This is a genomic window from Amycolatopsis sp. 505, from assembly GCF_031625235.1.
GTDB lineage: Bacteria > Actinomycetota > Actinomycetes > Mycobacteriales > Pseudonocardiaceae > Amycolatopsis.
Genome location: NZ_JACKQP010000004.1, coordinates 576,345 through 598,274, shown reverse-complemented (window position 1 = coordinate 598,274; position 21,930 = coordinate 576,345). Strand labels below are relative to the sequence as shown.

General features: G+C 72.0%; 14 protein-coding genes. 7 read left to right on the top strand and 7 right to left on the bottom strand.

Features of this window, described 5'->3' with window-relative positions:
- Position 1: 1 nt before the first annotated feature.
- Positions 2–2,935: a LuxR C-terminal-related transcriptional regulator gene (locus H5965_RS18690; RefSeq protein ID WP_310971286.1), complete on the bottom strand. Its 2,934-nt coding sequence runs from the start codon at positions 2,933–2,935 to the stop codon at positions 2–4.
- 75 nt (positions 2,936–3,010) lie between these two features.
- Here H5965_RS18690 and H5965_RS18685 point away from each other — a divergent pair, with 75 nt between their 5' ends.
- Positions 3,011–3,307 (top strand): nuclear transport factor 2 family protein, encoded by a 297-nt coding sequence (locus tag H5965_RS18685; protein WP_310971285.1) that lies wholly within the window; start codon positions 3,011–3,013, stop codon positions 3,305–3,307.
- A 56-nt stretch (positions 3,308–3,363) separates the two neighbouring features.
- Here H5965_RS18685 and H5965_RS18680 read toward each other — a convergent pair whose 3' ends face one another.
- On the bottom strand, positions 3,364–4,998 hold the full coding sequence (locus H5965_RS18680; RefSeq protein ID WP_310971284.1) for an acyl-CoA synthetase: 1,635 nt from the start codon (positions 4,996–4,998) through the stop codon (positions 3,364–3,366).
- Between the two features lie 205 nt (positions 4,999–5,203).
- Here H5965_RS18680 and H5965_RS18675 point away from each other — a divergent pair, with 205 nt between their 5' ends.
- Positions 5,204–6,892 (top strand): bifunctional 3'-5' exonuclease/DNA polymerase, encoded by a 1,689-nt coding sequence (locus H5965_RS18675; protein ID WP_310971283.1) that lies wholly within the window; start codon positions 5,204–5,206, stop codon positions 6,890–6,892.
- A gap of 48 nt (positions 6,893–6,940) precedes the next feature.
- On the opposite strand, the gene H5965_RS18670 is transcribed toward H5965_RS18675, so the two are convergent.
- The 4 genes from H5965_RS18670 to H5965_RS18655 all read right to left on the bottom strand — a co-directional run bounded on the left by H5965_RS18670 (position 6,941) and on the right by H5965_RS18655 (position 14,303).
- Positions 6,941–8,650, bottom strand: a complete 1,710-nt coding sequence (locus H5965_RS18670) for a sialidase family protein (protein ID WP_310971282.1) — start codon at positions 8,648–8,650, stop codon at positions 6,941–6,943.
- Positions 8,651–8,773: 123 nt separating this feature from the next.
- A complete protein-coding gene (hrpA, locus tag H5965_RS18665; RefSeq protein WP_310971281.1) occupies positions 8,774–12,658 on the bottom strand; it encodes an ATP-dependent RNA helicase HrpA in 3,885 nt (1,294 codons plus the stop codon).
- A 117-nt stretch (positions 12,659–12,775) separates the two neighbouring features.
- Positions 12,776–13,021 (bottom strand): hypothetical protein, encoded by a 246-nt coding sequence (locus tag H5965_RS18660; RefSeq protein ID WP_310971280.1) that lies wholly within the window; start codon positions 13,019–13,021, stop codon positions 12,776–12,778.
- A gap of 118 nt (positions 13,022–13,139) precedes the next feature.
- The gene (locus H5965_RS18655) at positions 13,140–14,303 is read right to left on the bottom strand and encodes a lactate 2-monooxygenase (RefSeq protein WP_310971279.1); all 1,164 of its coding nucleotides are present in this window, start codon (positions 14,301–14,303) and stop codon (positions 13,140–13,142) included.
- Positions 14,304–14,414: 111 nt separating this feature from the next.
- Between H5965_RS18655 and H5965_RS18650 the strand changes: the two genes are divergently transcribed.
- From H5965_RS18650 to H5965_RS18640, 3 genes are all read left to right on the top strand, one after another.
- Complete coding sequence (locus H5965_RS18650; protein ID WP_310971278.1) at positions 14,415–15,575, top strand: saccharopine dehydrogenase NADP-binding domain-containing protein; 1,161 nt, start codon at positions 14,415–14,417, stop codon at positions 15,573–15,575.
- Between the two features lie 127 nt (positions 15,576–15,702).
- Positions 15,703–17,790: a M4 family metallopeptidase gene (locus H5965_RS18645; RefSeq protein WP_310971277.1), complete on the top strand. Its 2,088-nt coding sequence runs from the start codon at positions 15,703–15,705 to the stop codon at positions 17,788–17,790.
- Between the two features lie 76 nt (positions 17,791–17,866).
- Positions 17,867–18,775: a hypothetical protein gene (locus H5965_RS18640; protein WP_310971276.1), complete on the top strand. Its 909-nt coding sequence runs from the start codon at positions 17,867–17,869 to the stop codon at positions 18,773–18,775.
- Here the strand turns inward: H5965_RS18640 and H5965_RS18635 are convergent.
- Positions 18,748–20,226, bottom strand: coding sequence for an NAD(P)/FAD-dependent oxidoreductase (locus H5965_RS18635; RefSeq protein WP_310971275.1), 1,479 nt, complete (start codon positions 20,224–20,226; stop codon positions 18,748–18,750). The two genes, H5965_RS18640 and H5965_RS18635, sit on opposite strands and share 28 nt — an antisense overlap.
- A 66-nt stretch (positions 20,227–20,292) precedes the next feature.
- On the opposite strand from H5965_RS18635, the gene H5965_RS18630 reads away from it, so the two are divergent.
- Together H5965_RS18630 and H5965_RS18625 are read left to right on the top strand one after the other, a co-directional pair.
- Entirely contained in the window at positions 20,293–20,883 is a 591-nt protein-coding gene (locus H5965_RS18630) for a TetR family transcriptional regulator (protein ID WP_310971274.1), read from the top strand.
- 173 nt (positions 20,884–21,056) lie between these two features.
- Positions 21,057–21,893: a chitosanase gene (locus tag H5965_RS18625; protein ID WP_310971273.1), complete on the top strand. Its 837-nt coding sequence runs from the start codon at positions 21,057–21,059 to the stop codon at positions 21,891–21,893.
- Positions 21,894–21,930: the final 37 nt, after the last annotated feature.

The window sequence follows — 21,930 nt, the reverse complement described above, 5'->3', positions numbered from 1 at the left end:
TTCAGCCCAGGCGGGCCGCCGCGAGGGTGGCCAATTCCGTGCGGTTCGCGATGCCCAGCTTCGCGTACACATGCGCCAGATGGGTCTTCACCGTGCCGCGGCTCATGAACAGCCGCGCTCCGATCTCCGGGTTGGTGCACCCCTCCGCCGCCAGCTTCACCACCTCGAGCTCCGTCGGCGTCAGACTTCCCCAGCCGCTCGACGGGCGGCCGCGCGAGCCCCGGGTCCGGCGGACGAACGCCACCACGTCGTCGAGGCCCATCGGCGACGAAGCCGTCCCGAACACGTCCAGCTCCGCCTGCTCGAACGGACGCCGCGGGACGCCCAGCTCGGCCCGGGCCTGCGAAGCCGACACGAACACCCGCGCGGCGTCGGCCTCCCGGCCACTGCGCGCGAACAACTCGGTCAGCGCGTCCAGGCTGGCCAGGACACCCAGCCGGAGGCCGTGGTCGAGGCGGAGGCTCAGCGCTTCGTAGTGCAGCTCGGCTGCCTGCGCCGGCTCTGCCAGGTGCCCCTGCTCGTCCAGGGCGTCCGCCAACGGCGACGGCAGCGACCAGCGCCGAGCGAGCTCGACGGCCGTGTCCAGGACCTCCGCGGCCTCGTCGAGCCGGCCGAGCCGACGCAGAAGCGCCCCGCGTTCCGGCAGCCCTTGCGCCGCCATGTACGTCCCGGGCACGGCTTCGCGCTCGAACCAGCGCAACGCCTCCTCGAACCCGCCCTGCCGCCAATGCAGCTGCCCCAGCACATTCGCCATCCCCGGCACGAAGACGTCGCCCGCCGTCTCGAGCAGCCGCAGGAACGGCTCCATCACCCGGAAGCCCGCGTCGACGTCCCCCGCCGCGCAGTGCACCCTTGCCAAGCAGCACAACGTCGTGTTGACGCGGTGGAAGTCCCGCAGCGGTGCGGCGACGTCGACGGCTTGCAGCGCAAGCGAACGCGCCCGCGGTAGGTCCGCCGCCGCCAGCGCGCTCGCCGACTGCACACTGAGGACGGTCGAGGCGAGCCCGCGGTCGCCGCGCCGGAGGAGCCCCTGAGCCGCCTCGGCGAGCAGAGGCGCCGCTTCGTCGTGGCGGTCGCGGATGGTCCGGATAATTCCGCGCAGCATCAACGCACTGTCCCGCGCGAACCCGTCGGTCTCCCGCCCGGCTTCGACGGCGAGGTCCCAGGCGGTGTCCAAATCCGTGTACAGGTGACCGAGCGCCGTCAGGGCGAGGCACCGCGCGCGCAGGTCCGCTTCGCCGAGTTCGGTGGCCAGGTCCAGGCCCTGCCGCGCCGCTTCGAGGTCGAACGGGGCGGTCGTGTCCGCCACCAGGCCCATCCCGGTCAGCAGCCGGGCCTGCACCGGCGTCCGGGCGTCCGGGCAGCGCGCCACCGCGCGCCTGAGGTACGCCAGGCCCTCGTGGCCGCGGCCGTGCAGGTTCCACAACCACGCGACGGCGGCCGCGAGCCGGCGGCCCCGCGCGGGATCTTCCTGGGCCAGACCCCATTCCAGCGCCGCGCGCAGGTTGTCGCGCTCGGGCTCCACCCGGGCCCGCCAGGCGTCCTTGTCGCGGTCGAGGTCGGGCTCGGCGGCTTCGGCCAGGGCCAGGTAGTGGTCGAGGTGGCGGTCGCGGACGGCGTCGGTCTCCCCCGCCTCGGCCAGCCGGGCGGCCGCGTACTCGCGAAGCGTTTCCAGCAGCCGGTAGCGGCCGTCTTCGGCCAGGACCAAGGACTTGTCGACGAGCCGGCCGAGCGCGGGCAGCACCGCCGGGCCGCCCGCCGCGGCCAAGGTGAACCCACCGGCGAACACCGCGAGCCGCCGGAACACCGCCCGGTCTTGCGCGTCGAGCTGGTCGTGGCTCCACGCGATCGAGCCTTCGAGGGTCCGCTGCCGCGCCGGCACCCCGCGCGGGCCACGCGTCAGCAAAGCGAACCGGTTGTCGAGGCCGGCGTCGATCTGGTGCGGGGTCAGCGTTCCCAGCCACGCCGCGGCCAGTTCGACGGCCAGGGGGATGCCGTCGAGCCGGGTGCAGATCGAGCGGACGGCGGCCGCGCTGGAGGCGTCCAAGGTGAACAGCGGCCGGACCGCGCCCGCGCGCTCGACGAACAGCGCGACGGCGTCCTCGACGGCCAGCGGCGGCACCCGCCACACCGTCTCCCCCGGCACGTCCAGCGGCTCCCGGCTGGTCGTCAGCACCGCGACCTCGGGGCAGGACTGCAGCAGCTCGACCGCGACCTCGGCGGCGCCGTCGAGGACGTGCTCGCAGTTGTCGAGGCAGAGCAGCACCCGCCGGTCGCGCAGGTCCGTCGAGACCGAGCGGGCCGCCCCGACCTGGGGTTCCACCGGGACGCCGAGCGTCGCGGCGACCCGCTCGGCGACGTCGGTGACGGCGTCGAGCTCCACCCACCAGACGCCGTCGGGCCACTCGCCACCGGCCGCGACCTGCGCGGCCAGCCGCGTCTTGCCGCTGCCGCCGGGGCCGGAGAGGGTCACCAGGCGCGTCCCGGCGAGCAGCCGCTGGACTTCGGCGACCTCGGTGTCGCGGCCGACGAACCCGGTCAGCTGCACCGGGAGGTTGTTCGGGACGGCGTCGAGCGAGCGCAGCGGCCCGGGTGTCCCGCCGAGCTCGAAGACGCGCTCGGGCGCGGTGAGGTCCGGCAGGCGGTGGACGCCGAGGTCGTGCAGCGGCACGGCGTCCCCGAGACCCGCCGCGGCGCGGGCCGACACCAGGATCCGGCCCTCGTCCGCCAGCGCGCGCAGCTGTTCGCAGCGGCGCACGGCCGGGCCGGTGGGCGTGCCGTCGTCGCGGATCAGCACGTCGCCGGTGTGCACCGCCGCCGGGCCGCCGGTCAGCGCCGCGAGCGCCTCGGCCGGGGTCGTGAAGACGGCCGGGGCGGCGTCGCCGGCGCAGAGGATCGTGACCGTGCCCGCCGGGAGGAGTTTCGTCGCAGTCATGACCCGGCCAGTCTGCCAGCGGATCTCGGCCAGGTGGCCGATGTTGCGCACGGGCGCGCCTGCGACCTTCGGATCGTGGAGACGTTCGAGGAACTGCTGGCCCGCTGGCGGGACGCCGACGCGGACGGCGACACCGAGGCCTTGGCGCCGCTGCTCGCCGACGGCTTCCGCGGCGACGGCCCGGCCGGGCGCGTGCTCGGCAAGGCCGGCTGGCCCGGCCGCGTCCCCGCGGGCGCGTTCCGCTGGACGCGCCTGCAGGTGACGCCGTCGGTCGGCGTCGCGACCGGGCACCGCGACGGCGTCGCCTGCACGGTGGTCGCCGAGCGCCGGGACGGGCGCTGGCGGATCGTCAACGTGCAACGCGGGTCATGACCGCTTTGCGGGGGTCCGGGTGGCGAAGCCCCCGGCCCGAGGCGAAGCCTCGGTTGTCACTGCAGCTTGGTGCGGAGGACCTTTCCGGTCGCGTTGCGCGGCAGCTCGTCCAGGAACTCGACGTCCCGCGGCACCTTGTAGCGGGCCAGGTTCGCCTTGACGTAGTCGCGGATCTCGTCGGCGTCCAGCGACGCGCCTTCGGCTCGCACGACGAACGCCTTCAGCCGCTGCCCGAACTCCGGGTCCTCGACGCCGATCACCGCCGCCTCGATCACGTCCTCGCGCTCGACCAGCAGGTTCTCCACCTCGATCGGGAACACGTTCTCGCCGCCGGAGACGATCATTTCGTCGTCGCGGCCGTCGATGAACAGCAGGCCGTCCTCGTCGAAGTGGCCGACGTCGCCGCTGGAGAGCAGGCCGTCGATGATCTCCTTGTGGCGGCCGTCGGTGTAGCCGCCGAAGCTGAGCCCGCTGCCGACGAACACGCGGCCGGTCACGTGCGGCTCGGTGATCCGGACGCCCTTTTCGTCGTACAGCGCCACCTTGCAGCCGACCGGCGCGCGGCCGACCGTGCCCGGGGCCTTCGCCCAGTCCTCCGGCGTCGCGACCGTGGCCACCGCGACCTCGGTCGAGCCGTAGAGGTTGTGCACGACCGGGCCGAACGCCTCGTTGGCCCGGTTGCCCAGGTCCGGCGAGAGCGCCGAGCCGGCGACGAAGATGATCCGCAGCGCGGACGTGTCGTACTTCTGCCGGACGTCCTTCGGCAGGTCGACGATGCGCTGCAGCATGGTCGGCACCAGCACGAGCGCGGTGCACTTGTGCTCGGCGACGCCGCGCAACGCCTCTTCGGGGTTGAACTTGCGGCGCATGACGACCTTCGAGCCGAGCGCGAAGGACAGGATGAACTGCGAGAGGCCGGTGCCGTGGAACAGCGGCGCGCCCATGTAGGTGGCCTCGTTGGCCCGCAGCGGGATCCGGTCGAGGAACTGCGCCGAGGCCAGCGCGGAGGTGTGCGGCCGCGGCGCGCCCTTCGGCGTGCCGGTGGTGCCGCTGGTCAGCAGCACGAACCCGCCCGGCTTGGCCGGCGCGGGCCACGGCCGGTCGTCGGTGCTGGCGATGATCTCGTCGAGCACCGGGACGGTCCGGTCGGTCAGGTCCGAGCCCGGGTCGACCCAGGCGAGGTAGCGGTCGACCCCGTCGGGGATCGCGTCGAGCAGGCCGGTGAACTCCTGGTCGTAGACGAGCGCGGTGACGCCTTCGCGCTGGGCGACGTCGGCCAGCTGCGGCTTCGCGAACCCGGTGTTCATCAGCAGCAGGCGGACGCCGAGCTTGCCCGACGCGGCCATCGTGATGACCAGGCCGCGGTGGTCCCGGCAGAGGGCGGCGACGACCTGGCCGGGCCGGATGCCACGCTCGGACCAGGCCCTGGCCAGGGCGTTCGATTGGTCGTCGAGCTGCTTGTAGGTGAGCGGGCCGAGTTCGTCGACGATGCCGACGGCGGCCGGGTCGCGGCGGGCGGAGATGTGGTTGGCGCCGGCGAACGGGCCGAACTTCCGCAACGCGACCAGCGAACGGACGCCTTCGTCGACCCTGGGGAAGGGGACCAGGCCCGCCCGCCGCATCACGTCGACGCTGCGCACCGTCTCGGTCACCTTGTCCGCCACCGTGGTGGCGAGCGCGACCAGGCTCATCCAGGCACCTCCGTTGCTGCGGGGAAGAGAGCTAACGCCGTACCGGCGGTATGGGAGCTACCGGAGAGTAAACCAAGGGTAGGCCGAACGCACCAGCCCGCGAGCGAGCGGAAACTGTCAATGGCATCCGGGGCTTCGCCCCGAGGCGGGGGCTCCGCCACCCGCACCCCCGAAAAATGTCGGTGGTGATCGGCATGATGTCCGGGTGCAGGTCATTGCGGGACGAGAGGAGGACGGGAGCTTCAGCGTGCACACGCCGTCATCGACGAAGGATGGCCTGGACGAGGCCGGTTTCGTGGCGCTGGCGCGGGAGCTGGAGGCGTCCCTGGCGCCGCGGTGGGTGTTCCCCTCGGTGGAGCGGACGTACCCGGGGCTGATGGCGGCCGGGCTGCGGGTGCGCCGCTGCTACGACCTCGAGCTGGCCGAGGGGCTGCTGCTGGCGTACGAGGGCGCGGAGACGCAGTCGCGGAGCCTGCGCGCGGCCTGGGCCAGGGCGAACGGTGAGGAGCCGCCGTCCGAGCAGTCCGCCGTCGAGCTGGCGCAGCCGACGCTGTTCGAGACGCGCGTGCCGACGTTGCCCGAGGGCGTGACGGTCGTCACGGCGGTCCGGCGCGTGCTCGCCGAGCAGGAGCGGCGGGTGGCGGCGGTCGAGCACCCGGACCGGATGCGGCTGCTGCTGGCCGCGGAGTCGGCGAGCGCGCTGGCCGCGGCGGAGATGTCGGCCGACGGCCTGCCGTGGCGCGCCGACGTGCACGAGGAGCTGCTGGCGGCGCGGCTGGGGCCGCGGGTGCCCGCCGGGCAGCGGCCGAAGGCGCTGGTCGAGCTGGCGGCGAAGATCAGCGAGGCGTTCGGCGGGCGGCCGGTGAACCCGGATTCGCCGCCGAGCGTGGTCCGCGCGCTGGCCCGCGAGGGCATCGAGGTGCCGGCGGCGCGGAAGTACCTGCTGAAGGGGATCGACCACCCCGCGGTCGGGCCGTTGCTGGAGTACAAGGAGCTGTCGCGGCTGTTCGCGGCGAACGGGTGGGCGTGGCTCGAAGAGTGGGTCACGGATGGCCGGTTCCGGCCGCACTACGTCGTCGGCGGCGTGGTGTCCGGGCGCTGGGCCAGCCGCGGCGGCGGGGCGCTGCAGATCCCGAAGGTGCTGCGGACGTGCGTGCGCGCGGACCCGGGCTGGAAGCTGGTGGTGGCGGACGCGGCCCAGCTGGAGCCCCGGGTCCTCACGGCGCTGTCGGGCGACCGCCGGCTGGCCGACGTCGCGGCGGCGACGGACCTGTACGCGCGCCTGGGCGAGGCGCTGTTCTCGGGCGCGCGCTGGGTCCCGGCCGCGAACGACGACCGCGACGACCGGGCGCGGGCGAAGATCGCGATGCTGTCGGCGATGTACGGCGGCACGTCCGGCGAGGCGGGCCCCTTGCTGGGTTTGCTGCGGCAGCGGTTCCCGGACGCGGTGTCCTATGTGGAGCGTGCGGCACAGGCGGGCGAACGCGGCGAGCGGGTCCGGTCCCGGTTGGGGCGCACTTCGCCGGCGCCCTCGGCGGCGTGGCGCGCGTTGACGGGCGGCCTGGCTTCGGACGAAGCCGGGGAACTGAAGGCCCGGCGGGCTTCGAGGGGCTGGGGCCGGTTCACGCGCAACTTCGTGGTCCAGGCGAGCGCGGCGGACATGACGGCGGTGATGCTGGCGACCCTCCGCACCCGCCTCCCGGAGCCCGCCCACCTGGTCTTCTTCCAGCACGACGAGGTGATCGTCCACACCCCGGCCGAGCTGGCCGCCTCCGTCGCCCGCTCCATCGAGGACTCGGTGACGGAGGCGGCGACAATGCTGTTCGGCCCGGCTTGCCCGGTCCGCTTCCCCATGCAGACGGCCGCGGTAGACACCTACGCCGACGCAAAGTGACGCGTGTCGTCCGTACAGGTACGCGTGTCGTCCGCTGGGGTACGCGGGCTACGGGAGCATGGGCAGCGTTTGCGTCACGACGTCCTGGTTCGGCAGTGTCCGGCCCGGGTTGCCGCGGAAGTCGGTCCACACCGGGTGCAGCCGGAAGTCCGCGCCGACCGCCACCGCCGTGTAGTCGCCGATGAACACGCCCTGCAGCTCCTTGCCCGTCTCCGCTCCCGTCGACACGAACTGGACCTGCGGGTTCGCCGTCTGCGTCGTGATCCTGCGCAGCGGGGACAAGCCGTCGCCCCAGCCGGTCGCGTACGCGTAGTCCAGGCCGATGCCGTTCGGGTCGTACGCGCGCGTGTACGTCGTCACCGCGACGCGGCCGCCGAACGCCGCCACCGCCGGGAACACCTCGTCGGCTGCCGAGCCGATCTTCACCGGCTTCGACCAGCCGTGCCGGCCGTCGGACCCGCTCAGGAACGCGTCTCCGTTCGTCTTCACCGACTCGCCGTCTCGGTACGTTCCGTTGCGGTCGTCGGCCCACGTCACCCACAGGTGGTCCGTCACGCGGTCGTACGTCAGCTGCGGGAAGCTGTTGACGCGGAAGTTCTCGCCGGTCAGCGCGTTGTTGGCGACGTCTTCGTCCACCGGGAAGTCGAAGTCGAGCCCCACTTCGGTGTGCCGGAACGTCCGGCCGCCGTCGCGGGAGGTCGCCACCACCACCGCGTCGTGGTCGGCCGGCTGGTCGCACGCCGCCGTCGCGCAGACCGACGTCTCGTACGCCACCTGGAGCGTCCCGTCGCGGGTCACCACCGGGTTCGAGCCGCTGCCGAACGGCGTGATCCCGCCGCGGAACCCGGTCAGCGACGGCGAAATCCGGCGGAGCGGCGACCAGGTCCGGCCGAAGTCGCGGGACTTCGACAGCACGATCGGCGATTCGACGAACGCGCCGGACGCGTCGTAGGTGAACTGCGTCCACGTCACGTAGACGTCGCCGGACACCGGGTCCGCGGCGATCCACTCCTTGTCGTTGAAGATCCGCGCCGGCGTCGGCGTGCCCGCCGGGGTGACGCCGTCGAGGTGCAGGATCGCCGGGTCGCCGAAGCTGCGGCCGCCGTCGTGGGACACCGACACCGCGATGCCGCTGGCGAGCTGCTGGTCGTCCGGCACCTCGGCCCGGCTGAACACCAGCGTCGCGTAGTACACCGTGTTGTGCGGCCCGAACGCGATGGCCGGGTCACCGGCGGCGTCCATGTAGGACAGTGGGGCGGGCGCCCCGGTCGGGTAGTCCAGGTGCGGCAGCTGGACGTTCGCCCAGGTCCGGCCGCCGTCGAACGACGTGTAGGCGAAGCCGCCCGAGTCGTTGCGGGCCTCGCGGGTGTTGTACAGCCGGTAGTCGTTCGACCCGGCGACGATGTTGCGCGGGTTCTCCGGGTTGACGGCGACGGTGGTCTCGTTCTGCGCCGTGCTGCAGCCGGTCTGGCTGCCGGTCGGCACGATCGTGTCCCCGTCGATGACGTCGGTGTTCGGCGCGAGCGGCCGGTACGGGTTCGGCTTGCCGAGGTAGGTCTGGCAGAGGGCGGACAGCGCGGGGTCGTCGCCGCCCTCGTCCTCTTCCCCTTCGGCGAACTGCTCCTTGAGCAGCGGATTCGGGACGTTGTGCGGTGGCTCGGCGGCAGCGTGCGCGGCCGGCGCGAAGACGACCGGCGCAAGGAGCGCGAGGCAGGCGACGACGATTCTTCGCTTGACGGACGAAACACCCGAGGACATCGGAAAGTCCTTTCCCAGGAGGGTCTCCGGCCGCTTCAGGCTTGTCCCGCCGGGGAACGCGGTCAACCGACGGAAGTTCGAAGCCGGACATTCCGGGTTTCGTTGGCCCGGAACGAAGATCGACTAGGCCAGAGCGTCGTCGATCGCTTTCGTGATCCGCTTGAGCGACACCGGGTGCGCCGTGCCCAACGTCTGGGCGAAGAACGACACCCGCAGCTCTTCGATCATCCACCGCACCTCGTTCAGCGCCGGTGACGACGTCCCCGGCGGCAGCGATGCCACCGCGTCGGCGTACTCGCCCTGGATCCAGGCGATGTCCGCGGTCCGCTGCAGGTCGCGCGTCGGCTCGGTCGGGAGTTTCTCCAGCCGTCGCGAAATCCCCTGCAGGTACCGGACGACGTGCCGGAGCCGCCCGGCGCCGGTCGCCGTCACGAACCCCGGGTACACCAGGCCGGCCAGCTGGGCGCGGATGTCGGCCAGCGACTCGGCGGGACCCCGCGCCGACGGCAGGGCCACCTCGACGTCGTTCGCCGCGCGGAGGATCTTCTCCACGTCCGTCAGCACGCCGAGCACCTGCGGGTGCAGGCCCGCGCGGACCTTCTCCAGCAGGACCTTGAAGCCGGTCTCGTCGAACACCGGGCCGCCGCCCGCGGCCATCAGGGCGTCCACCGCGCAGTCGACGCAGTCCTCGAGCAACGCCGCGACACTGCCGTGCGGGTTCCGGTTCAGCACCAGCTTCGACGAATTGGACAGCGACCGCGTGATGAACTTCATCGGCGAGCTCAGGTTCAGCCGCAGCATCCGCCGGGTGCCCGCCCACATCGCGTGTTCCTGCTCGGCCGGGGTGTCCAGCAGCCGCACGGCCACCGAAGCACCCTCGTCCACCAGCGCCGGGTACGCCTTGACGTCGTGGCCGCGCTGCTTCGACTCGAACACGTGCGGCAGCGCCCCGAACGACGGCTTCGTCAGCCCGGCCTTCTCCAGCGTGTTGGCCGCCTTGGAGATCGTCTCACGCACCTTCGGCGCCAGCCGCCGCTGCAGTTCCGCGACGTCCTTGCCCTCGGCGACGCGCTTGCCCCGCTCGTCCACCACCCGGAACGTCATCTTCAGGTGCTCCGGCACCGAAGCCAGGTCCCAGTCCGCATACGGCACCGTGATGCCCCGCAGAGAACGCAGTTCGCGGCCGAGCACCTCCAGCAGCGGACCGTCCGAAGGGGACACTCGCGAAAGGACGTCCCGAGCCGTGTCCGGCGCGGGGACGAAGTTGCGGCGCAACGCCTTCGGCAGCGACTTGATCAGCTGCGTGACCAGTTCCGCCCGCAGGCCCGGCACCTGCCAGTCGAACCCGTCCGGCGTCACCTGGTTGAGCACCGGCAGCGGGACGTGCACGGTGACGCCGTCGGCGTCCGCGCCCGGCTCGAACTGGTAGGTCAGCTTGAAGACCTGCGTGCCCTGCGTCCACGAGTCCGGGTAGTCGCCCTCGCGGACGCCGCCCGCCGTCTCGTTGATGAGCATGGACTTCTCGAACGAAAGCAGGTCCGGCTGCTCGTGGCGCGCCTTCTTCCACCAGCTGTCGAAGTGGCGCACCGAGACGACGTCCGCCGGGACGCGGGCGTCGTAGAACTCGTAGAGCGTCTGGTCGTCGACCAGGATGTCCCGCCGCCGCGCCCGGTTTTCGAGGTCCTCGACCTCTTCCAGCAGCGCGCGGTTCTCGGCGAAGAAGTGGTGGCGCGTCTGCCAGTCCCCCTCCACCAGCGCGTGCCGGATGAACAGCGCCCGTGACATCTCGGGGTCGATCCGGCCGTAGTTGACGCGGCGGTCGGCGATCAGCGGGACGCCGTACAGAGTCACCTTCTCCGTCGCGATCACGGCACCCTGCTTGCGTTCCCAGTGCGGCTCGGAATAGGACCGCTTCACGACGTGCTGCGCCAGCGGCTCGACCCACTCGGGTTCGATGCGCGCGTTGACCCGCGCCCACAGCCGGGACGTCTCGACCAGCTCCGCCGACATCACCCAGCGCGGCTGCTTCTTGAACAACGCCGAACCCGGGAAGACGCCGAAGCGGGCGCCGCGCGCGCCCAGGTAGTCGCCCTTGGCCGGGTCCTTGAGCCCGATGTGCGACAGCAGCCCGGCGATCAGCGACGTGTGCACGCGCTGCGGGTCGGCCGGGGCCGTGTTCGTGTTCAGCGAGATCCCGAGCGGCTTGGCCAGCTGGCGCAGCTGGCTGAAGATGTCCTGCCACTCGCGCAGCCGCAGGTAGTTCAGGTACTCAGTGCGGCACATCCGGCGGAACTGGTTGCCGGACAACGCCTTCTGCTGCTCGGCGACGTACTCCCAGAGGTTCAGGTAGGCCAGGAAGTCCGACGTCGGGTCGGCGAACCGGGCGTGCTGGGCGTCGGCCGCCTGCTGCTTCTCGGCCGGCCGCTCGCGGGGGTCCTGAATGGACAGCGCGGCGGCGATGATCATCACCTCGCGGACGCAGCCGTTCTTCGCCGCCTCCAGGACCATCCGGCCCATCCGCGGGTCGACCGGCAGCTGCGCGAGCTTGCGGCCGATGTCGGTCAGGCTGCGGTCGGACCCGGTGCTCGAAAACGCGCCCAGCTCCTGCAGCAGGCCGATGCCGTCGCTGACCTGGCGGCGGTCCGGCGGTTCGACGAACGGGAACGCGGCGATGTCCCCGAGCCCCAGCGACGTCATCTGCAGGATGACCGACGCGAGGTTGGTCCGCAGGATCTCGGGATCGGTGAACTCGGGCCGGCTCTCGAAGTCCTCTTCGGAGTAGAGCCGGATGCAGATGCCGTCCGACGTGCGGCCGCAGCGGCCCTTGCGCTGGTTCGCCGACGCCTGCGACACCGGTTCGATCGGCAGCCGCTGCACCTTGGTGCGGTGGCTGTAGCGGGAGATCCGCGCGGTGCCCGGGTCGACGACGTACTTGATGCCCGGCACGGTCAGCGACGTCTCGGCGACGTTCGTCGCGAGCACCACCCGGCGCCCGGTGTGGGACTGGAAGATGCGCTGCTGCTCGGCCGACGACAGCCGCGCGTACAGCGGGAGGACCTCGGTGTTGCGAAGGTTGGCCCGGTTGAGGACGTCCGCGGTGTCGCGGATCTCGCGTTCGCCGGAGAGGAACACCAGGATGTCGCCGGGGCCTTCGGCGCACAGCTCCTCGACGGCGTCGAGGATGCCCTGCGTCTGGTCGCGCTCGTCGTCGCCCTCGGGGTCGTCCGGGTCGACGAGCGGCCGGTAGCGCACCTCGACCGGGTACGTCCGGCCGGAGACCTCGACGATCGGCGCGTCGTCGAAGTGCTTCGAGAAGCGCTCCGGGTCGATCGTCGCCGAGGTGATGATGACCTTGAGGTCCGGGCGGCGCGGCAGCAGCTGCTTGAGGTAGCCGAGGATGAAGTCGATGTTGAGGCTGCGCTCGTGGGCCTCGTCGATGATCAGCGTGTCGTACTGGCGCAGCGAGCGGTCGGTCTGGATCTCGGCGAGCAGGATGCCGTCGGTCATCAGCTTGACCAGCGTGTCCTGCCCGGACTGGTCGGTGAACCGGACCTTGTAGCCGACGGCGTCGCCGAGCTCGGTGTGGAGCTCGCTCGCGATCCGGTCGGCGACCGTGCGCGCGGCCAGCCGCCGCGGCTGGGTGTGCCCGATCTGGCCGCGGATGCCGCGGCCGAGCTCCAGGCAGATCTTCGGCAGCTGGGTGGTCTTGCCCGAGCCGGTCTCGCCCGCGACGATCACGACCTGGTGCTTGTCGATGGCGGCGGCGATCTCGTCCTTGAGCTTGCTGACCGGCAGCTCTTCGGGATATTCGATCTTGGGCACGCTCTCGCGCCGCGACTGGACGCGCAGCTCGGCCTTCTCGACGTCGGCGGCGATCTGGGCGAGGACGGAGTCGCGGTTGCGGGCTTTGCGGGCGCCTTCGAGCCGGCGGCGCAGCCGTTGCTCGTCACGCGGCATGAGCTCGGGCAGGCGCGCACGCAGCGCGGCGAAGGGGGATGGCTCGGACATTCTTGGTCCAAGGATAGCCGTGCGTGACGAACCGGGCTCCCGAATATCCCCGCCGCGTGACGGGGCGCACGCGAAAGGCCCCCTCACCGGCGGCGAGGGGGCCTCACGGGCGATGCGTCAGCCGGGCTGGCCGGGCTGCTGCGGCGGCTGGACCGGCGCCTGCGGCGCGGCCTTGGCCCGGCTCAGCGCCACCGAGCCGCCGATCAGCGCGAGACCGACCAGGCCGAGGATGATGCCGAAGAACGGCTGCATGTCGCTGGCCCAGGACAGGATCCGGAACTCGTAGTCGAACTGCTCGAGGACGATGGTGCCGAACCCGAGCACCGCGCACAGCACGCCGATCCGCATCATGATCGAAGACATGGGAAACCCCCTCGTGAAAGGACTGATGGAACCACCGGTCCGTCCCCGAGCGGCCGTGGTGAGGCAGAAATGTAGCGGCCCCGGTCCCGGCTGTCTCCGGAATTCCCGATTCGTTACCTCATGTCCGCTGCAGCGAGTCCGGGCCCAGGTCGGCGAGGGTGCGGTGGCCGGACAGCCCCATGGTCAGGTCGAAGTCCGCCAGGAGGCTGCGCAGGACGTGCCGGACACCGTCCTCACCCGCGTGGGCCAGCCCGTACACCCACGGGCGGCCGACCAGCACCGCCCGGGCGCCCAGCGCGATCGCCTTGAGGACGTCGGCGCCGGTGCGGACGCCCGAGTCGAACAGCACCTCCAGCCGGTCGCCGACCGCCGCGACGATGCCCGGGAGCGCCTCCAGCGCGCCGATCGCGCCGTCGACCTGGCGGCCGCCGTGGTTCGAGACCACGATGCCGTCCATGCCCGCTTCGGCCGCGCGGCGGGCGTCGGCGACGTGCTGGATGCCCTTGAGGACGATCGGGCCGTCCCAGTGCTCGCGCAGGAACGGCAGCTGGTCCCACGTCCGGTCGGTGCCGGTGAGCATGCCGATCCAGCGCAGGATCGCCATGTTCAGGTCCTCTTCCGGCGTCTTCTCCAGCAGGCCGCGGAACACCGGGTCGGTGAACGGGACGGCGCAGCCCTCCCCCTTGAGGAACGGCAGGTACGCCTGGTCCAGATCGGACGGTCGCCAGGCCAGCGTCCACGTGTCGAGGGTGACGACCAGCGCCGTGTAGCCGGCGTTCTTCGCCCGGGTCAGCAGGCTCGCGCAGACGTCGTTGTCGCCGGGCCAGTACAGCTGGAACCAGCGCGGGCCGTCGCCGTTGGCCGCGGCGACGTCCTCGATGCCGGTCGACGAGGCCGTCGAGAGGGTGAACGGCAGCCCGACCGACGCGGCGGCGCGCGCGGTCGCGCGCTCGGCGTCCGGGTGGACGATCGACTGGACGCCGACCGGCGCGACGGCCACCGGGGCGGGCAGCCGGGTGCCGAGCACGGTCGTGGCCAGGTCGCGGTCGGTGGCGCCGGTCAGCATCCGGGGCACGACGCGCCAGCGGTCGAAGGCCTCGCGGTTGGCGCGGGCGGTGGCGCCGGAGCCGGCCGCGCCCGCGACGTAGGAGAACGGCCCGGGCGCCATGAGCTCGCGCGCCGACGCTTCGAGCTTCGTCGCGTCGGTCGAGCACGGCGGCAGCTGACCACCGAGTCCCTGCAGGTAGATCTCGTTCTGATAGCTGCCGAAGCGTTCGGTCACGGTTGCCTCCTCGCGTTCGAGGGGGCACTGTACCCGCCGGTAGTTCACCCGGCGCCGGGATGTGACCGGCGGGTAACCTGAGCGCGCCGACGTCCCAGCGAAGGAGCAGACATGCGCGCGTACGACGTGGTCCTGTTCGGCGCCACCGGGTTCACCGGCGGGCTGACCGCCGAGTACCTGGCCCGGCACGCGCCCGCGGACCTGCGCTGGGCCCTGGCCGGGCGCAACCGCGGCAAGCTCGAAGCCGTCCGGGCGCTGCTCAGCGAGATCGACGACCGGTTCGCCGCCCTCGACCTGCTCGTCGCCGACTCCGGCGACCGGGCGTCGCTGACGGAGGTCGCCTCCTCGGCGAAGGTGGTGATCACGACCGTCGGCCCGTACCTGACGCACGGCGAGCCGCTGGTGGCGGCGTGCGCCGAGGCGGGCACCGACTACGTCGACCTGACCGGCGAGCCCGAGTTCGTCGACCGGATGTACCTGGCGCACGACCGGCGCGCCCGTGAGACCGGGGCACGGCTGGTGCACGCGTGCGGGTTCGACTCGATCCCGCACGACCTCGGCGCGTGGTTCACCGTGCAGCAGCTTCCCGAAAGCGTGCCGCTGCAGCTCGCCGGTTACGTCCGGGCGGGCGGGATGCCCTCGGGCGGCACGTTCCTGAGCGCGCTGACCATCATGTCCCGCCTGCCGGCCGGCGCCCGGGTGGCCCGCGAGCGGGCGGCGGCCGAACCGCGGCCGGCCGGCCGGTTCGCCCGCGCCCCGCTCGGCCGCCCGCACCGGGTCCCCGACCCGGGCTGGTGGGCGGTCCCGCTGCCGACGATCGACGCCGAAGTCGTCCGGCGCTCCGCGGCCGCGTCCGAGCGCTACGGCCCGGACTTCACGTACCGGCACTTCGCCGCGGTGAAGCACCTGCCGGTCCTGGCGGGCGGCGTGGCCGGGGCCGGCGCCCTGCTCGCCGCGGCGCAGCTCCCGCCGGCCCGCCGGGCGCTGTCCCGGCTGCTGGCCCCGGGCCACGGCCCGAGCCCCGAGCGGCGCGCGCGGTCGTGGTTCTCGGTGCGGTTCTTCGGCGAGGGCGGCGGTTCGCGGGTGGTGACGGAGGTGTCGGGCGGCGACCCGGGCTACGACGAGACGGCGAAGATGCTGGCGGAGTCGGCCCTCTGCCTGGCGACCGACGACCTCCCGGAGACCGCGGGCCAGGTGACCACGGCGACCGCGATGGGCGGCGCGCTGGTGGACCGGCTCACCAAGGCGGGCATCGGCTTCACGGTTCTCTGACTTTCACGCTTTTCACAGTGCGGCAGCGTGAAATTCCGGCGCTGTGATGAATCTTCTGACGGTCCTGTTCCGCGGTTAGCGTCGATCGGGTTCTCCCCTTTCCCCTTCGCGTTTTCCAAGGAGCGTCATGAGATTGCCCCAACGGTTCGCCGCGCTCGGCGGCGCGACGGCGGCGGGCATGGTGGTGGTCGGCATCGCCGTCGCCGCGCCCGCGCAGCCCGCCCCCGTTCCTCCGCCGTCCGCCGCGCAGGCCCAGGCCAACGCGACCGGCGCCGCCGCCGGCCTGGTCGCCGCCCGCCCCGCCGCACTGCACGCGGGAAAGCACGACCGGTTCGTCCAGCGGGACGTCCGGTCGGCGGCCGGGCTGTCGTACGTCGTCTACGACCGCACCTACGACGGCCTGCCCGTGATCGGCGGTGACCTGGTCATCGCCACCGACGCCGCCGGCACGGTGAAGACCACCTCCGTCGCGCAGCAGCAGGCTCTCGGCGACCTCGACGTGCACGGCGCGAAACTGACCGCCGCGCAGGCCGAAGCCGTGGCGCGCCGGCAGGTCCGGGGGCCCAAGAGCCTGCCGGGCGGGAAGCTCGTCGTGGTCGCCGAGGGCACCGGACGGCTCGCCTACGAAAGCAACGTCGAAGGCACCGACGAGCACGGCGAACCGAGCAGCCTGAGCGTCTACGTCGACGCCGCGGACGGGCGCGTCCTGCGGACGGTCCAGCACCTGGCCGCGGGCACCGGTACCGGCAAGTGGAACGGCCCGTCGCTGCCGTTGAACACGACGAAGTCCGGCAGCACGTATTCGATGGCCGACCCGAACACGCCGAACCTGGATTGCCGCAACTACAGCAGCGACTCGGTCCTCACCGGACCGGACGACAGCTGGGGCAACGGCAGCGGCACGAACATCGAAACCGGCTGCGCGGACGCGTTGTTCGTCGCGCAGACCGAGAAGAAGATGCTTTCGGAGTGGGTGGGCCGCAACGGCTTCACCGGCAACGGCGGCGCCTGGAAGATCCGCGTCGGCCTCGACGACGAGAACGCGTACTACTACAACTCCCGGCCGGCGTACGTGAACCTCGGCCACAACCCGAGCGGTGAGTGGGTCGGCTCGCTGGACATCCTCGGCCACGAGATGGGCCACGGCATCGACGACTACTCCGGGTCCGGCGGCTTCTCCGGCGGCGGCACCCAGGAGTTCATCGCCGACACCTTCGGCACCGCGACGGAGTTCTACGCGAACGAGCCGTCCCAGTACGACCCGCCGGACTACGCGATCGGTGAGGAGGTCAACCTGGTCGGCACCGGCGCGATCCGGTACATGTACGACCCGTCGAAGGTCGGCGACCCGAACTGCTACTCCAGCTCGACGCCGAACGCGGAGGTGCACAAGGCGGCAGGCCCCGGCGACCACTGGTTCTACCTGCTCGCCGAGGGCAGCAACCCGACGAACGGGCAGCCGACGAGCTCCACATGCAACAACAGCACGGTGGCGGGCATCGGCATCCGCAAGGCGATCAACATCATGCACGGCGCGGTGCAGCTGAAGACGTCCGGCAGTTCGTACCTGCGCTACCGGACGTGGACGCTGCAGGCCGCGAAGAACCTGTACCCGAACAGCTGCGCCGAGTTCGACGCGGTCAAGGCGGCCTGGAACGCGGTGAGCGTCCCGGCGCAGTCCGGCGACCCGACGTGCACCGGCACCCCGCCGACCACGTCGACGACCCCGACCACGCCGCCGACCACCACCACTCCTCCGGGCGGGTGCAGCGGGCAGCTGGTGCAGAACCCGGGCTTCGAGTCCGGCAAGGCGTCCTGGACGGACCCGGACACGACCATCGGCCAGTGGGGCAGCCAGGCGCCGGCGCGCTCGGGCAGCTACGACTCCTGGCTCGGTGGCCGGGGCTCGGCTCACACGGACACGCTCACGCAGGCCGTCACCATCCCGGCCGGCTGCAAGGCGAGCCTGACGTTCTGGCTGCGCGTGTGGACGGCGGAGACCGAGAACGTCGTCTACGACAAGCTCGTCGTGTCCGCGGGCTCGGCGACGCTGGCGACGTACTCGAACCTCGACCGCAACTCGGCGTACGTCCAGAAGACGCTCGACCTGTCTTCGTACGCCGGCCAGACGGTCACGCTGAAGTTCGCCGGGACGGAAGACCAGTCGCTGCAGACGTCGTTCGCCGTGGACGACACCGGGGTCACCCTGAGCTGACCCCGCGGGGCCTGCCACCTACTTTGGTGGCAGGCCCTCGTTGCGCCGCGGGCATCCGGTACTCATGCTTACCCGGATGGAGGCGATTCCCGCGGAGGTCGCCGCGACGGTCCGGGAAGGACCGTTCGCCGCGGCCTTCGACCAGGCGATCCGGCAGCGCGGCCTGAGCCTGGAGGCCCTGCAGCGGCGGATGGCGATCCGCGGCGCCCAGGTCAGCCTGGCCACGCTCAGCTACTGGCGGCGGGGGCGCCGTCACCCGGAGGGCCGGCGTTCGCTGCACGCGGTGACCGTCGCCGAAAGCTGCCTCGGCCTGCCCGCGGACGCGCTGACCAGCCTGGTGACGCGGCCGCGGGAGCGCCGTGCGCAGCCGTGGCCCGGCGGGGTCAGCCTGGCCAGCGCGCTCGGCTCCGCGCCGACCGACCTGGCGGCCTGCGACGGCATCGACCTCGACGGCAACGCCCGGCTCGCGCTCGTCTCGGTGCACCAGCGGGCGACGCTGGGTGCGGACCGCACCGAGCGGTCGGTGCGCACGGAGCTGGTGGTGACCAGCCGCGCGGACGGCGTCGACCGCTGGGTGTCGTTCTTCCGGCCGCAGACCGGCGGGGGCCGCCGGCCGGTGCTGCGCTCGGCGCACTGCTGCCGCCCGGGCCGCGTCCGCCGGGACGCGGCGTCCGAACTGGTGGCGTGCGAACTGCGCTTCGACTACCCGCTGCGGGCGGGCGAGACGTACGTGTTCGACTTCGAGTTCGCCTACGACGGGGAGCCACCGGAGACGAACTACCTGCAGTTCGGCGTGCGCGCCCCGGCCCGCCAGCTCGTCCTGCAGGCGTGCTTCGACCCGGCGGCGGTGCCGGTCCGGTGCTACCGCTACGCCGGGGAGGCGGCTTCCGGGCCGGAACTGCCGGTCGGCCCGAGCGGGACCAGCCACATCGCGGTGCTGGACGCGCAGCCGGGCGTCTACGGGATGTGCTGGGAGTGGGACTGACCGAGCTCGTAGTCGGCTTCCCGGAACTCTCCCACCTGCGCCCGCAGCCGCCCGGTGGAGAACGGCCAGCTGAAACTATTGCGGCCGTTCACATCCGTGTAGTAGCTCGAACAGCCGCCGGACTGGTACACCGTGCCCGGCAAGGCCGCCTGGACCTGCGCGTTGAACGCCGCCTGCGCCTCCGGGCGGACCGCCAGCGACGTCCCCTCCGCACGCAGCGTCCGGGTCACCGCCGCGACCGTGTGCCGCAACTGGGCCTCGACGATCGTGAACGCCGATGAGTGCCCGGTGCCGAGGCTCGGGCCCAGCAGCAGGTACAGGTTGGGGAACCCGGCCACGGACGTCCCCGCGTACGCCTGCGGGCTGCCTTTCCAGTGGTCGTCGAGGCTGCGGCCGTCGGCGTCGAACACCCGTGCCGAGATCGGCATGTCGAGGATGTGGAAGCCGGTGCCGAAGATGATCGCGTCGACCTCCGCCGCCGAGCCGTCCGCGCCGGTGACCGTGCTGCCGGAAACCGAGCGCACCGCCGTCGGATGGACGTCCACATGGGACTGGCTCAGCGACCGGTAGTACGTGTTCGACATCAGCAGGCGCTTGCAGCCGAGCGTGTAGTCCGGCGTCAACGCCCGGCGCAGCGCCGGATCCCGCACGGCGAGCCGCAGGTGGGCGAGCCCGATCTTCTGCACCTGCCGCAGCAGCCACGGGTGCCGGAAACCGAACCCGAGCGTCTCCATCAGGCCGTATTCGGCGCCGCGCAGGGCCCGCTGCAGGGCCGGGAACCGCCGCAGGAGGAACCGCTCGACGCCCGGGACCGCGTGGTCCGGCTTCGGCAGCACCCACTGCGCGGTGCGCTGGAACAGGTGCAGCCGGCCCACCCGGGGCACGATCTGCGGGACGAACTGGACCGCCGACGCGCCGGTGCCGATCACCGCGACCCGCTTGCCGGTCAGGTCGTAGCCGTGGTTCCAGCGCGCCGAGTGGAAGACCTCGCCCGGAAACCCGGCCAGCCCGGGCAGGTCCGGGACCAGCGGTTCGTGCCAGGGACCGGTGCCGGCGACCAGGATCCGGGCGGTGTAGGGCCCCTTCGACGTCTCCAGCTCCCAACGGGACTCCCGGGCGTTCCACTGGGCGCGCGTCACCTCGACGCCGTAGCGGATCTTCCCGGTGACGCCGAAGCGCGCCGCCGTGTCCTGCAGGTAGGCGCGGATTTCCGCCTGGCCGGCGAACGCGCGCGTCCACTCGGGATTGGGCGCGAAGGAGTACGAGTACAGCGCGGACGGGACGTCGCAGGCACAGCCGGGGTAGGTGTTGTCGCGCCAGGTCCCGCCGAGCGCGTCCGCCTTCTCCAGCACGGCGAGGTCGCCGACGCCGGCCTGGGCGAGACGGATGGCGGCCCCCAGCCCCGACGCCCCGGCACCGACGACGAGGACCGCGAAGTGACGTTGTTCCATTTTCGGAGACTAACAGTATCTGAAAACCATCGGTACCCCGATTCCGAGGTTGGCTAGAGTTGCGGCATGGCCCGACTCACCCGCGCGGAAAGCCAGGCGCGCACCCGCGAGCAGCTGATCGAGACCGCCAAGCTGCTCTTCCTGCGCGACGGCTACTCGGTGACGTCGCTGGAGAAGGTCGCCGACGAGGCCGGGTACTCGAAGGGCGCGGTGTACTCGAACTTCCGCAACAAGGACGAGCTCTGCCTGACGGTGCTCGACCGGATCCACGACGAGCAGGTCGCCCTGGTCGCCGAAGCGCTGGCCGGCGCCGAGGGCGTCGAGGGGCTGCTCGCGGCGTTCCAGACGTGGGCCGAGCGCAGCATCGGCGACGAGGCCTGGACCGCCCTGGAAGTCGAGTTCGCGACGAACGCGCGGCGGGACCCGCACGTGCGCGCCGAGCTGGCCGCGCGCGACAAGGCCATCCGCGACACCATCGCCGGCCTGCTCACCGGGTACGCCGAGCGGTTCGGGATCACGCTCCCGATGTCGGCCGACGATGCCGCGACGGCGTTGCTCAGCCTGGGCATCGGCCTCGGCGTCCAGCGGGCGATCGACCCCACGATCCCGGTGTCCGTGCTGCCGGACGTCATCCGCCTGTTCGCCGGGGCGCGCTGACCGTCCTTTGCGGACCCTGCGCGATGGTCTGGACCGTTCACGAACATGAACGGATTCCACCTCTTGTGGAGCTCGCTGACTCTTCGCTACCGTGTCGCTACGCCGCAGCTCCACCCGCCTCACCCGTACCGCCGTGATCCGACGGCGCACCCCGCGGAAAGGGTCCCCTCCCCATGAGCAAGAAGTTGCGGCCGGTCCTCATCGGCACGCTCGGCGCCGCGTCCGTCGCGGCCCTCGTGATCACCACGCCCGCGTTCTCCTCGGCCGCTCCGGCGCCGGTGAGCGCGTCGGTGCTCGCCGCCGGCGACCTTTCGGCGCCGGCGAAGAAGGAGATCGCGATGAAGCTGGTCTCCAGTGCGGAAAACTCGTCGCTGGACTGGAAGGCGCAGTACAAGTACATCGAAGACATCGGCGACGGCCGTGGGTACACCGCGGGCATCATCGGCTTCTGTTCCGGCACCGGTGACATGCTCGAACTCGTCGAGGCGTACACGAATTCGGTGCCGGACAACCCCCTCGCGAAGTACCTTCCGGCGCTGCGCAAGGTGAACGGAACGGACTCCCACGCGGGTCTGGGTTCGGCGTTCGAGAGCGCCTGGAAGCAGGCCGCGGCGACCACGGCGTTCCAGACGGCCCAGAACAACGAGCGCGACCGCGTCTACTTCAACCCGTCGGTGAACCAGGGCAAGGCCGACGGCTTGAGCAACCTCGGCCAGTTCGCGTACTACGACGCGATCGTGATGCACGGCCCCGGCGACAGTTCCGACAGTTTCGGCGGCATCCGCAAGGCCGCGATGAAGAAGGCGAAGACCCCGGCCCAGGGCGGCAACGAAACGACGTACCTCAAGGCGTTCTTCGACGCCCGCAAGGTGATCATGAAGCAGGAAGAGGCGCACGCGGACACGTCCCGGGTGGACACCGAGCAGCTGAAGTTCCTGAACGAGGGCAACTTCGACCTGCACACGCCCCTGAAGTGGAAGGTGTACGGCGACTCGTACACGATCAACTGAGCCGGGTCCGGCTTGCCTCGGGCGCACCGGAAGCGCT